Origin of the sequence: Streptomyces sp. NPDC001270, assembly GCF_042896695.1 — a bacterium.
Lineage (GTDB): Bacteria > Actinomycetota > Actinomycetes > Streptomycetales > Streptomycetaceae > Streptomyces.
The window spans coordinates 16745-29172 of the sequence record NZ_JBIAXM010000052.1; the positions used below are offsets into that span (position 1 = coordinate 16745).

12 protein-coding genes are annotated in these 12428 nt (G+C 68.9%); 11 read left to right on the forward strand and 1 reads right to left on the reverse strand.

What is annotated here, in order from left to right; genetic code table 11:
* The first annotated feature begins 233 nt into the window (after positions 1-233).
* The 8 genes from ACFY2B_RS42585 (at position 234) to ACFY2B_RS42620 (ending at position 9696) form a co-directional block, all read left to right on the forward strand.
* A complete protein-coding gene (locus ACFY2B_RS42585; RefSeq protein WP_390768448.1) occupies positions 234-446 on the forward strand; it encodes a hypothetical protein in 213 nt (70 codons plus the stop codon).
* A 45-nt stretch (positions 447-491) separates the two neighbouring features.
* Complete coding sequence (locus tag ACFY2B_RS42590; RefSeq protein WP_390768449.1) at positions 492-1652, forward strand: hypothetical protein; 1161 nt, start codon at positions 492-494, stop codon at positions 1650-1652.
* 242 nt (positions 1653-1894) lie between these two features.
* Positions 1895-3550 carry an FtsK/SpoIIIE domain-containing protein gene (locus tag ACFY2B_RS42595; protein ID WP_390768450.1) on the forward strand — a complete coding sequence of 552 codons (1656 nt, stop codon included), beginning with the start codon at positions 1895-1897 and terminating at the stop codon, positions 3548-3550.
* 189 nt (positions 3551-3739) lie between these two features.
* Positions 3740-4732: an NlpC/P60 family protein gene (locus ACFY2B_RS42600; protein ID WP_390768451.1), complete on the forward strand. Its 993-nt coding sequence runs from the start codon at positions 3740-3742 to the stop codon at positions 4730-4732.
* Positions 4733-4735: 3 nt separating this feature from the next.
* Positions 4736-5008 (forward strand): hypothetical protein, encoded by a 273-nt coding sequence (locus ACFY2B_RS42605; RefSeq protein ID WP_390768452.1) that lies wholly within the window; start codon positions 4736-4738, stop codon positions 5006-5008.
* Between the two features lie 5 nt (positions 5009-5013).
* Entirely contained in the window at positions 5014-6285 is a 1272-nt protein-coding gene (locus ACFY2B_RS42610) for a hypothetical protein (protein WP_390768453.1), read from the forward strand.
* A 109-nt stretch (positions 6286-6394) separates the two neighbouring features.
* Positions 6395-7498, forward strand: coding sequence for a hypothetical protein (locus ACFY2B_RS42615; RefSeq protein WP_390768454.1), 1104 nt, complete (start codon positions 6395-6397; stop codon positions 7496-7498).
* Positions 7498-9696: a hypothetical protein gene (locus tag ACFY2B_RS42620; RefSeq protein WP_390768455.1), complete on the forward strand. Its 2199-nt coding sequence runs from the start codon at positions 7498-7500 to the stop codon at positions 9694-9696. The genes ACFY2B_RS42615 and ACFY2B_RS42620 overlap by 1 nt, the downstream gene beginning before the upstream one ends.
* Positions 9697-10105: 409 nt before the next feature.
* Here ACFY2B_RS42620 and ACFY2B_RS42625 read toward each other — a convergent pair whose 3' ends face one another.
* Complete coding sequence (locus ACFY2B_RS42625) at positions 10106-10309, reverse strand: hypothetical protein (protein ID WP_390768456.1); 204 nt, start codon at positions 10307-10309, stop codon at positions 10106-10108.
* Between the two features lie 121 nt (positions 10310-10430).
* On the opposite strand from ACFY2B_RS42625, the gene ACFY2B_RS42630 reads away from it, so the two are divergent.
* The 3 genes from ACFY2B_RS42630 to ACFY2B_RS42640 all read left to right on the forward strand — a co-directional run bounded on the left by ACFY2B_RS42630 (position 10431) and on the right by ACFY2B_RS42640 (position 12283).
* On the forward strand, positions 10431-10826 hold the full coding sequence (locus tag ACFY2B_RS42630) for a hypothetical protein (protein ID WP_390768457.1): 396 nt from the start codon (positions 10431-10433) through the stop codon (positions 10824-10826).
* A 199-nt stretch (positions 10827-11025) separates the two neighbouring features.
* Positions 11026-11481 (forward strand): RRQRL motif-containing zinc-binding protein, encoded by a 456-nt coding sequence (locus ACFY2B_RS42635; RefSeq protein WP_390768458.1) that lies wholly within the window; start codon positions 11026-11028, stop codon positions 11479-11481.
* 34 nt (positions 11482-11515) lie between these two features.
* Positions 11516-12283 carry a hypothetical protein gene (locus ACFY2B_RS42640; RefSeq protein ID WP_390768459.1) on the forward strand — a complete coding sequence of 256 codons (768 nt, stop codon included), beginning with the start codon at positions 11516-11518 and terminating at the stop codon, positions 12281-12283.
* Positions 12284-12428: the final 145 nt, after the last annotated feature.

Sequence of the window (12428 nt, forward strand, 5' to 3'; positions counted from 1 at the left end):
GCGCACGTCCGCGGCCGGCCCCGACGACAGCCACGTCGCGCACTGGCACGAGCAGTACTGGGCCTCATCGAGGGCACCGAGGACCGCACCCCGGAGAGGTACCGGGCGGAGGCCGCCTGGTACCGCGACCAGGCGCCCGGCTACACCGACCCGCGAGTCCGCGAGTACTCCCTCGGAATGGCCGGGGTCTGCGAGGCGGCGGCCGCCCGCTGCAAGTCCAGGAGGAGGCCGTCGTGACGGCACTCGCCTACCTGCTCTGCGTGGCGGCCGGCGTCGTGGTCCTGGCCGTGGTCCTGCTCCGGCACCACCCGCCCGGCCGGTCCGGCAGCCGACTCGCCCACCGCGCCTCCACCACCCCTGGAAGAGGAATCCCCATGCGTTTCGTCTACCTGCTCGGCATGGCCAGCCCGCTCATCGTCATCATCGCCGTCCTGCTGGCCCGCTGAGGCCACCGTCCGCAGCCGGCAACCCACGTTATGAGGAGAACAAGCGTGAACAAATCCAAGATCCGGGCCTTGCCCGCCAGGTTTACCCGGCGGGGGGTGGTGCTCAGCGTCCTGGGCGCCATCACCCTGGGCGTGGCCGTGCTGTCGGTGTACGTCAGCTACCAGATCCTTTCTCCCCGGTTCGGGGGGTGGTCCGCGCCGACGGTCGGCGCGCTGGACGTCCTGTGGGTCGTCTTCCAGGCGACGCAGATCCTGGCCGGCAACAACCGGTCCCGTGCCCGGCGTGTCGGGTGGGCCGGTCTGGTGCTCACGGCGGTCAACGCGGCCATCCCCACCGCCGACTTGATCCTGACCGGCGGCTTCGACCTGGCCGTGGTCCTCACCCCAGTCATGATCGTCGGCACGAAGGCCGCGTGGTGGATCGTCCTGCCCTCGCTGGGGCGGAAGGTGTCGGCCGATACCCAGCTGGCCATCGACACCAAGCGTCAGCAGGTCGCCGACCGCCTGGAGGAGATGGAGGCCGAGGCCGCGCACCGGATCGAGCTTCTCCGGACCGCGAGGGGCCTGGAGGAGCGGATCGCCAAGGCGGAGACCGCCTACCGCAAGTCCCAGCTCAAGATGCAGCAGACGATGACCGAGAAGCTGCATGGGCAGGCCGAGGACACACAGAGGACGGTCAGCGAGAAGATGCTGCCTGCCTCTGTGGCGGCGATCCGGCTGCCGGAACTCGATACGTGGACGCCCACCGCGCCCGCCCTGCCCGTCACGGCCGAGAGTGACGGCTCCGGCACGCACGTCCCTGTTCTGCCCGCCGGGCGTGCCGCTTCCGGCACGGACAGCGACGGCAGTCACGCAGGTCAGAGCGATGCCACCTCGGGCCGTGACGGCGAGCGGCACGGCGGGCGTGACGCGGACCGTGACGCCGTCACGCTCGCTGAACTCGCCGCCGTGGCGGGCGTGCCGGTGCCCGTGCCGGGTGAGCAGCTGACCGGTGAGCAGATCGGCGTGGTGCTGCGGCACCTGCGCTACGCCGGCAATCCGCCCGCGTCCTACCGCCAGGCCCGTGACTCCTTCCGGCACGCCGGCTACGTCGGCAGCGAGGAGCGGATCCGTCACGCGTGGGCCGCGCTCATGGCCAACGAGGGTCACGGCGACGTGGCCGAGGACGCCGCGAGCGAGGACGAGACCGAGGACCAGGACGTCTGAACACCCCTTGTCCGGCACCACCAGTGAGGGCCAGCCCGGAATACGCGGGCTGGCCCTTGCTGCGACTGCCGGAAGAACGACATGCAGTCGGTCCCGGTGCAGACCCGGTGAGTGACCCGGCGAGCGATCTTCACGTTCGCAGACCCAGGGAGCAGACCCGGTGAGCACCACACAAACCAGACCAGGAATCCGCGCGCGAGCCGTGCTCGCCCGCACATGACCGGAAGCAGAAGGAGAGGGGTGTGGGGAAGAGAAAACAGCAGGCCAGCCCCATCAAAGAGGACACCTACGGGCAGGCGGCAGGCGCCATCGGCGTACTCGTCATCGCCTTCGGCATCCTCGCCGCCATCAAGGACAAGACGGGGCTGTCCTGGCCGGCCACCGTCCTGCTCACCGCCGGAATGCTGGTCGCGCTCGGCTACGGCGCCTGGAAGGCGAAAACGACCCTCAAGCGCCTGTGGGCACGCGAGCCCAAGCCCGGCAAGACCCAGGCGGCTGCGGGAACGTCGGGGACGCAGGCCGTCACGTTGCAAGCGGACGGCACCCTGGCCCCGGCTGAGACCGACGCTCCGCCGCACCCGGAACTCACCGCGGCCCTGACCACGGCCGGCGCCATCGGCCGGGACCAGATCATCAAACGCGACGAGGCCACCGTCACCGACATGCCGACCGGTACGCTCTACGACTTCCTCGTGCCCGAGGGGCGCACCTACGAGGACGTCGAAAAGCGCCTGGGCAACGTCGCGGGCATGTTCCACGTCACCCGCCTGCACATGACGATGGAACGCAGCCGGAACAACGAACGCCGCGTGAAGCTGCTCAAGCTGCACGAACCGCCTTTCACCCACTCGTTCCCCGCGCCCACCCGGCAGGAGATCGAGACGTTCGCCGGGATCCCTCTCGGCCACGACGTCACCGGCCAGCTCGTCGGCGTGCCCACCTTCGACAAGGCATCGCTCCTGGTCGCGGGCATGACGCAGATGGGCAAGACCACGCTGATCAACGGGCTCATCACCTGCCTGCTCATCGCGTACGGCGAATTCGACCTGTATCTCCTCGACGGGAAATTCTGCGGGCTGACCAGGTTCGAACCGATCGCCACCCGCTACGAGTCGTCCGACGATCCGGCCGTCTTCTGGAGCATGGTCCGGGAGCTGAACAACCTCTCGGACAGCCGGTACGCGCAAATCAAGGAAGCCGTCCGCAACCGGCAGCCCGTACCGAAGTTCAAGCCGGTCATCTTCATCGTGGACGAGGCGGCCGACTTCTTCGCCTCCGGCGCAACCAACGAGGAAAAGGACCAGGCGAAGCAGATCGCGGAAGACACACGATCGCTGGTCGCCAAGTCCCTGGAATCCGGCATCTCCACCATCCTCATGACCCAGCGTCCGTCCACGAACGCCATCCCAGTCATGGTCCGGGACCAGTTCCTTTACCGCCTGTGCCTTTACGTGGCATCGGCGGGAACCGCGAAGGTCGCGCTCGGCGACACCTATTTCGAAACCGTCGCCCCGATCAACCCGGCACTCCTCGACCCCGACATCCAGGGACAGGGCGTCCTCTTCGTGAAGGGGCGCTCCACACTCGTCCGGGGATTCAACTTCGAGGACAACTTCATCTGGGACGTCGTCGACGAAATCCACGTCAGGCAGAAGGAAAAACTCGACGCCGCCCCGGAATCCCCGCTGAAGCAGGCCATCGAACTCATGCGGGATAAGGGCGTGGACTTCATGTGCACGGCTGATCTGGCCCCGGCCATGGGAATCACCGAACAAAGTCCGGTAACGCAAGGACGGAAACTCTCTGCCCTGCTCGGCATCACGTCGGGCAAGGACGACAAGGGCGTGCGCGGCTACCACCTCGCCGACCTCGTCGCCGCCCTGAAGTCCGGTTTGTGACCCCAGCCGTATCCGCCGGAGCATCCGCCGGAGCATCCGCCGGACATCCGCCGGGAAACGCCGGGCATCCGCCGGGAGCCACACCTCCGGCAGATGCCTGGCGGATGCTCCGGCGGATACAAAACACGCGCTGACCTGCGCAAACAGTGGAAACAGCCCCTTGTGTCCCCTGGAAGGAGATTTTCGCTCGTGAGAGCCTCTACGGCCGTCACGATCGGTGTAGGAGCGACCGCGGCCGTCGTGGTGGCCGCGCTGGTACAGGGTGCCGGCGACAGCCCGCTGTCCACGGCGCTCAGCCTGGCCGTCCCCACCGCCTACAAATCGCTGATCGAGGACGCGGGACATACCTGCCCCGAGGTCACACCGAACCTGCTCGCCGCACTATTGACGCAGGAATCCGGATTCAATCCGAAAGCCCATTCACCGGTCGGTGCGGACGGGATCGCGCAGTTCATGCCGTCCACGTGGGAGACCCACGGAATCGACGGCAACGGCGACGGCAAACGGAATGTGTGGGATCCCGAGGACGCGATCCCCTCAGCGGCCGGATACCTCTGCGACATAGCCGACGACGTCAAAAACGTCCCCGGCGACAAGCAGAGCAACATGCTGGCCGCCTACAACGCCGGAAGTAACAAAGTCCTCGAATACGGCGGTGTGCCTCCCTACAAGGAGACACAGAACTACGTCCGGTCCATTCAGGCACTCGCCAGCCAGCCGACCGGCGGGAAAACCACGACCACCACTCAGGCCGCCACCGTCATCAACGCGGCATCCGGGAGGATCGGCACCCCGTACTCGTGGGGCGGCGGAAACGCAAACGGCCCCAGCACAGGGGGCTGCTGCTCACCCAACGGCAGTTCCGGGACAAGCATTACCGGGTTCGACTGCTCCGGGCTCGTGCTCTACGCCTACGCGAAAGCAGGGATTTACCTGCCCCGCACGGCAGCCGAGCAGTATGCCGCGTCCGAACCCGTCAAACCCGGACAGCAACGCCCCGGGGATCTCGTTTTCTACGGTGATAGCCCCAAGGGCATTCACCACGTCGGGATTTACATCGGCGGCGGCTACATGATCGACGCCGCCCGGCCCGGCACAAAGGTCCGCGTCGACCCCTTGGACGCGATGACCGACCTCTACGCAATGGCCCGACCCCTCCCCCGCCACAACAAGGAGATCTGACCCATGTCCAAGTTCATCCTCGCCAAGCCCGTCGACATGTCCGGCGGCTTCAAGGACTTCTTCGACACCATCGGCCTCACCGGCGGCGGTCTGGTCACCAAGGGCATCGCCGCGGTGATCGCCGTCATCGCCGTCCGCATGCTGCTCCAACTGTCGAGCGACCCCAAGGGCGCCCTGCGCAAGGGGTCGATGGCGGTCGGCACGCTGTTCGTCGCCGTGATCCTCGCGCTCTACGGCGACACCCTGTTCTCCACCGTCACCCAGGCCAAGGGCTGAAGCTGATGGCAGACACGACCGACGACCCGTGCGACCTCCTGAAAGGCACGCCGGGATACGACTACTGCCGGGGGGACTCCCAAGCCCCCTCCGGCGGCGGTGGCGGAGGCGGCATCACCAACGGCGCCTCCGACCACGTCAAGGAACTCGCCAACAGCCTCATCAAGAAGATCATCGAGTTGGTCGCGCCGAAAGACGCATGGGCGCCCGAACGGTCCGACAACTGGCTCTACCAGCAGTTCCTTTGGCTGGGGCAGCATCTGGCCGTTGCGATCTTCGTGTGCGTGGTCGTTGTGTGTGCCCTGACCGCGTGGCAGGGCGCACCGCGGCTGCGTCAGATGGGCGCCTCGACCGGATGGACGCTCGCGGCCGTGGCCGGCATGGCGTCGGTCCCGGGCGCGGTGATGCTGCTGAACAAGGCCGTGAGCAACGCGTTCACGGCTGCGTTCGACAGCAACGAGTCGACCCTGTTCACCGTCATCCGTGACGACATGGAGCACGGGGCCGACGCGGGGAACCCGCTGGCGCTCCTGCTCATCATCTCCGCGCTGGTCGTCGCCCTGGCCTTCGCGGCGCTGGTGTTCATGACGCGCTCCCTCGGGATCCTGGTGTTCGTGTGCCTGGCGCCGCTGGTGCTGGCGTCGATGGCACGCGGGGGCGACACGTCGGCGGTCAGGGCGTGGGCGATGCGGCTGCTGGGGCTGATCTTCGCCCCGTTCGCGTTGCTGCTGGTCGCACCGTTCGTGGAACTCGCCAAGGGCTCCCTCGTGGTTGACGCGGTGCTCCTGGTGGCCGCGGACGTCCTGATGCTGCGGATGATCTTCCACGGGATTCCGTACTTCGGACCGAAGGTGGCCGGCGCCGCCCGGGCGCTGGTCGAGCGCAACACGTCCAGCCCGCTGGCACGGGCGGCCGTCCGTGCCGGGGTGCCGGACGCCTACGAGACGGAGAACGGCCCGCGCGGGCGGCGCACGGTGGACACGCCAGGACGCGCGGCTCACAAGGACACCGGCGTCCTGTTCGCCGCGTACGGCATCAAGACGCGGCAGCGTCCGGGCCAGCTCACCACGGCGTCCGTCGTCGACCAGGTCCAGGAAAACGCGGCCCGCACAGAGCGGATCCGCCAGGCACGCCAGCAGGCGCGGGCCGCACTCCAGCCCCAGACGCCCCCCGCCCCGACCGGAACACCCAACCCCCGGCCCCAGCGGCAGGGTTCACCGTCCCGTACCCAGGCCCCGGCGCCCCGGCCGGCGCCCGGCCAGCCCTCCAACCCGTAACGAACCGGCTGCTCTGGCTCCGGCGCCCGCCCTACCCGCCCTGGTGGCGGAGGGGGTGAGCGCCGGGGCCAGGCCCAGCCGGGCCACAGACCTGAAGGAGCACCGTCCCGTGTATTCCCTGGCACCCGGTTACCGCATCCCTGCCCTCCAGCGAGGGCTCAGCCCTGCCGAGACCCTGCTGACGAAAGCGAACGCCGGCCTCGGCAGCGCCGTGCTGATCTCGGCGATGCTCACCCCTCCCCCGGTATGGACGTTCGGCGCGGTCGGCGCCGCCGCGGCCGTGCTCAACCTCGCGCCCGGGCCGCGCTCGATCGCCCGGTGGGCGGCGGTCGGCTACCGGCACCTGCGCGAGCGCACGGTGCCCGACTCCATGACCGCGCAGCCCGGGACGACGGCCACCTGGGCGCTGTACCCGGGACACGGCACCATGCAGGACACCCACCGCCGGGCCGCTTTCCACGACGCGTTCTCCCGGGCCCTCACCTTCGCGGGCGGGCAGGCCCGCGGCGCGGGCATCCAGGTCCACGTCACCCACCACGCCACCGTCGCCGACTGCACCACCCACACCCAGACCGTCTCCGTCCACGTGCCCAAGGGGCTGGCCGGGCAGCCCGGCCGGATCATCGGCACCCTGGAAGGCGAGTTCGCCCGGCTCGGCACGCTGATGCCGCTCAAGCCCGCCCCGCTGCCCGCGGTCGCCGACCGTGGCCCCGGCTGGGTCGGCCTGGACGACGGACGGTACGCGGCCACGGCACGGATCACCGGATGGCCAGCCGAGACCGACGGCGCCCTCATGCCGAAACTGCTCCTCGGCGACGGGGAAGCAGACCGGCAGGACGCACTGTTCGCCGCCGACCGGTCCCTCGCCGTCCTGTACCGGCCGCTGCCGGCCGGACAGTCCCGCAGGTCCGTGCAGTTCCAGGACGCAGCACGCGAGGCATTCACCGCCGACAAGATCAAGGCCGCTGAGCACGAGATCGCCAGCGGCGCCACGCGCGGCGCGCTGGTCCAGGGCGCGACCCTCGTGGACCTCGACGCCTACATGACGGTGTGGGGCGACAGCCCCGAGGCCGTCACCGACGCCCGCTGGCAGGCATCCCTCACCGCCGACCGGCACCGCATCCGTCTCGACTGGCTCACCGGCCAGCAGCACCGCGCTCACGTGATGACCACCCCCCACGGAGCCGCCACCAGGAAAGGGGCGATCCTCTGATGATCCGCCTGCCCTCCAGCCACGCCGCGATCACCACGCCGCTCGTCGCCTCCAGCACCCGTTTCCCCGGCATCCCGATCGGCCGGTCCCTGCTGGACGGCCGCGCGTTCCACCTCTCCCCCGTCCTGGCCGACACCGCCGTCCTGCCGTCCACGAACACCCTCGCCCTGGGCGGCCTCGGATCCGGCAAGTCGACGACGGCGAAGGCCCGGATGCACCGCGAGATCCTCCACCACGGGCACCAGGCCGTCGTCATCGACTCCTTCGGCGAGGACGGCGCCAACGGCGAGTGGCGGCCCGTCGTCCACGCCCTGGGGGGCCGCGTCATCGAGGCCGGCTCCTTCACCCTCAACCCGTGCTCCGAACTGTTCCCGCCCGCCGTCCGTGAGCAGCTGGTCCGGTCGCTGATCCTGGCAGTCGAGCCCGGCGCGCTCACGTACCAGGCCACCCACGCCCTCCAGCACGCCCTGAACCACCCGAAGGCGACCTCGCTGAACGGACTCGTGGACGCCCTGGTCCTCCCCCAGGACGGCCGGTGGCCGGCCGCGAAACTCGCTGAGTGGGGCGAGGGCGCCGCGATCGCGCTGTCCCGCTACACCGAAGGCTCCCTGCGCGGTCTGTTCGACGGCCAGGACGCGAGCCTGCCCGAGACGGACCTGCCGATCCTGAGCTTCGACTTCACCGGCCTGGACCGCAATTCGCCGGCGATCCCCTCCCTCATGGCGGCCGTGTCCTGCTGGGCGGAGCACGTATGGCTGCCCCAGTCGTCCGCCGTCCACCGGCACCTGGTCCTCGAAGAGGCATGGCAGATCCTGCTCTCCCCGGCCACCGCCGAACTGATCCAGCGACAGCTGAAGAACAGCCGCAAAGCCGCGCTGTCCCTGGACGTGGTGATGCACACCCTGTCCGACCTCGGCGACGGCAAAGCCCAGGACCTGGCGCGCCTGTGCGAGATCGCCCACGTCGGACGCCTGAACCCCGAGGAAGCCGCGATCGTCGGCACGCTGCTGGGCCTGCCCCAGTGGGCCGTCGACACCATCCCCACCCTCGGCCCCGGACAGGCCGTGTGGAAGGTGGGCCCCGACTACGTCGACATCATCCAGACCGTCCTGACCGACGACGAGGCCACACTGACCGACACCTCATCCCGACGCCGCAAAGCACAGCAGGCCGTCGCCCACGACCCGCAGGACCTGGCCGTCGAACAGGAAACAGCCGGCGAGCCCAGCCCGGACGGCAACGAGGAAGCCCCCGGCCCGGACGGGGAACCGCCGGCGCCGGTCGAGCAGGACCCGGGCGACAGCGACAGCGACAGCGGCCGTGAGGGCGACTGGGACTGGGACATGCCGCCCAACGTCGTCGACGTCGTCGACACCCGCCACCACGACGTCCTCCAGGCCGCGATGGACGGCCGCTACAGCGAGGCCGCCCAACTCGCCGCCATCGGCGAACGAGAGGACATCACCGCCCACGGAATCAACTCCGACCAGGCAGCCTCCTGGCTTTCCACCCGCGCCCGTGTGGCGGAACTGGGCGGAAGCCCCGACCAGGCAGCCCAACTGCGCGCTACCGTCGCCCGCATGGGCAAAGACGTCGAATGGTTCGAGCAGACCGGAGCCGCCGACAGCACACAGGCGTGGTACAGCGGCCCCCAGCCGCAGCCGCCCGCACCGGCGGCACCCGACGACGCACCCGCCGCACCCCCACGTCGGCGCACCTGGCCCTACATCGCGGCAACTGCAGCCCTGGCCATCGGCGCCGCAGGCGTGTGGCAGCACGCGCAGGACACCCAGCACCAGAAGGACCGCCAGGAGAAAGCCGCCACGTACAAGGGCAGGTCTGGGGCGTCGATCCAAATCGACGGCGTCGATGCGGACTTGGTGGCCCAGTGGAACCACGACAGGGACCGCGTCATCGTGGAACTGCGCTCCTATGCCGACCGCAACGCCAAGTATCTGCGGATCGACGGCGCCGGTAAGAGCGCCTACACCACCCGAGGGGAGGACCGCTGGTACCCGAAGGCTCCTGAGATCGCGCTGCCGGTCACCGATCCGCTAGCTGACGTCACGGTCCGGATAGCGGTTGGCGGGAGGTCCTGGAGGGAGGGGGCGCGGGCGGAGTCCCGGACCGTCCGTCTGTCTCCGACCGGCATCGCCTACGACGCGGAGACCGGTATGGAACTTCCTTCCGATCTCTAACCAGTTCCTCCACGCCCTTGCTGCTGGCCCGTACCCCTGGGGGCGCGGGCGAGTAGCAAGGGCACCATCGATGCCGTATTCCGGGTGCTCCGCCTGGTCCTCGTGCTGCCGCGCTCCGGCGTGGGCCACGAGGACCGGACAGGCCATCCGGCCCCATCCACCACCGCGCTTGACCACGCCGCACGACGGGCCTTCATCGCTACCCGGGACGTGAGGGCTACCACCGCATCCCACCGGAACGCCACCGCGTCTACGGAATCCGGCCGGACTCACGGTCTCAGGGTGCCGTTGAAGCGTTCGTGTTTCCCCGCCGCCATCGTGCTGAGGCATACGTCCCCCATGTCACCGTCAACTCGCTGATGACCGTCCATGGTGAACAGTGGCACTGACAACGACACGTCAACGCAGGTCAGTCGAGTCCAGCCTCGTTCTCGGATCGCGGCGCCGTGTTGTGCTCACGGTGCTTCTTCTTGATCCAGTCATGCATGGCCTCGATGAGCGCATCCGAGGGCGAGCGGCCGTCGGTCTTCGCCAGGGCCTCGAACTCGTCGCGCAGCGGCTTGGGCGGGCGGAAGCCCATGACCTTGGTCTGGCCGGTGGCGGGCCGTCCCATCACTCCCCCTCAGTAAGTGTTTAACAGAATCTAGCATCCATCTGCCGCGATGGATTGACAAGAGATGCGGAGCGCGTCATTATTGTTAAACAGAAACTCACGGAGAGCATGGGAAACGAAAATGACCAAGGTCTACGAGCGCACCGAGGACGGCACCACCACCCGCGTGACTGCCGAGGAGGCCCTTAACGAGGGCCACGCGGCGATGACGGACCGCGTAACCATCCGGGCGCACGTTCGCAAGATCTCCGAAAAGTCCGGGCATTACGACATCACCTACAAGGACGGCCGGCGTGTCGTCCTCGCCCCGGTCAATGTGAAGCCCGCTGCGAAGCTCACGCCGAAGATGCAGGACGCCCTGGACAAGATCCGCGCCAACGGCGGGCGGGTCGGAAACGGCCTCAACGCCTTCCGGGCTCTCGGGGTCAACGCCCGCTCCGTCACTGCTCTGGAGAACCGCGGTCTGCTGAAGCACCGCAGCGAGAACGGGACCGCCTGGCTTTACCTCGCCGCCTAACCCCACACGCACCACCGAGGGGCCCCGATTGACCACTGCGCCCCGCCGGAACTCGAACCCGGCGGTGTGCGGTGCTGTCCCGGAGGAGACCACCCGTGCTCATTCCCCGCCCACACCGCCGGATCCGTCGGCCACGCCCGCAGTGTCCCGGCCCCTGCTACTCGCACCGGCCTGTACGGCTGCCTGCCGCCTGGACACGATGATGTGCCGTCGTGCACGCTGCCGCTGCCCGGAGGACCGGTTACCACGCGGCGCCCAGGGGCTGCCCGAGTACGACCGCGGCGCGTGCCCCGATCACCTCGTCACCCGCCGCCAGCTCAGGGACCGTCACGTCAGCCCCGGGCACGAACCGGTAGCGATCCTGCGCTGCGCACAGTGCCGCTACACGCCGCAACGGTCGTGCACCCATCGCCGCCGCGCCTGGCTCTACGACCTCCGTCTGACCCGGCCGAAACGGGTCCCGACGCTCGCTCAGGAGTGGGCGCTCGATCGCGCGATGGCCGCCCGGCAGACCTGCCCCAAGTGCTGGCGGCGCTACCACTTCTGCCTCCCGCTCAAGTCCCTCGGCACGTGTCTGGAGTGCTACGACGGCACCCCCGCCGCCCCTTCCACCTACACCGCCGCCGCCCCTGAGCGGCCGCCCTTTGCTGCTTGACTGCCAACACCGCCAGCCATCCAAGGAGAGCTTCATGCCCGTGAACACGCACTACGTCAGCGAGACGAACCCCACACGCGTGACGCGTGCCGACTGGTACAGGATCTCGATGACCGGGTTACTGACGCCGCGGCACGAGGACTTCGAGGCGATGCAGTCGGTCTTTCCGTCCGAGTGCCGGCGCCCCGAGGGATACGGACTCGCGTTCCTGGAGAGCGAGGAGCACTCCCGCCTGTACGTCGGCCCGATCGAGCAGATCACCGAGTACAAGAAGGACCCGTCCAAGCCCCTCGACGTCTCGCAAGGGCAGACCTACGACAAGTGGCCGAACACCGATGAGTGGGAGCAGTTCATCCCCGACAACACGTGGAACCCCGACGGGCGCGGCATCATCACCACCTTCGCGCACCCCATGGGCGGCGACGCCATCGTCTACGAGTTCCACGGATCATGGCTGAAGGACAGGCCGAAACGCCCCCTCGTCACCTTCCACTGCACCCACTGCCACGCGGACACCTTCCACGACTCGGGGAAGGTCCACGAGAACCACGGCCCCGACGACCGCAGGTGGGCCGCCCAGCAGGCCCGGCAGCACATCCACAGCGCAGAGCGGCACGGCGTCGGCGGTGAGAACAGCCAGTGCCGGAAGGCCGACCCGAACATGATGCTGACCGTCACCAAGATCGCGAACGAGATCTACGGGACGAACAACCCGGTCACGCCCTACGAGTCGATGTGCGCAACGAGCGGACCGTGCGCCACGATCCGCGAACTCAAGACGTTGCAGGCGGCACGCGACTGACGAGGTCCGACCGCTCCAGCCCCGCGCATCAAGGCCGGAGCACCTGCCGGGCCAGCCGGCGCGCGCCGAGTCTCCAGCTCCCGGCCGCTGGTCCCTGGCCGGGCGAACCGCCGTTCTTCCACACCCACGACCAAGGGGGCGGTCC

Coding starts and splice junctions, on each gene's coding strand:
- ACFY2B_RS42605 (WP_390768452.1), top strand. CDS start 4,736: ATGTCCAAGTTCATCCTCGCCAAGCCCGTCGACATGTCCGGCGGCTTC.
- ACFY2B_RS42610 (WP_390768453.1), top strand. CDS start 5,014: ATGGCAGACACGACCGACGACCCGTGCGACCTCCTGAAAGGCACGCCG.
- ACFY2B_RS42620 (WP_390768455.1), top strand. CDS start 7,498: ATGATCCGCCTGCCCTCCAGCCACGCCGCGATCACCACGCCGCTCGTC.
- ACFY2B_RS42625 (WP_390768456.1), bottom strand. CDS start 10,309: ATGGGACGGCCCGCCACCGGCCAGACCAAGGTCATGGGCTTCCGCCCG.
- ACFY2B_RS42630 (WP_390768457.1), top strand. CDS start 10,431: ATGACCAAGGTCTACGAGCGCACCGAGGACGGCACCACCACCCGCGTG.
- ACFY2B_RS42635 (WP_390768458.1), top strand. CDS start 11,026: ATGATGTGCCGTCGTGCACGCTGCCGCTGCCCGGAGGACCGGTTACCA.
- ACFY2B_RS42640 (WP_390768459.1), top strand. CDS start 11,516: ATGCCCGTGAACACGCACTACGTCAGCGAGACGAACCCCACACGCGTG.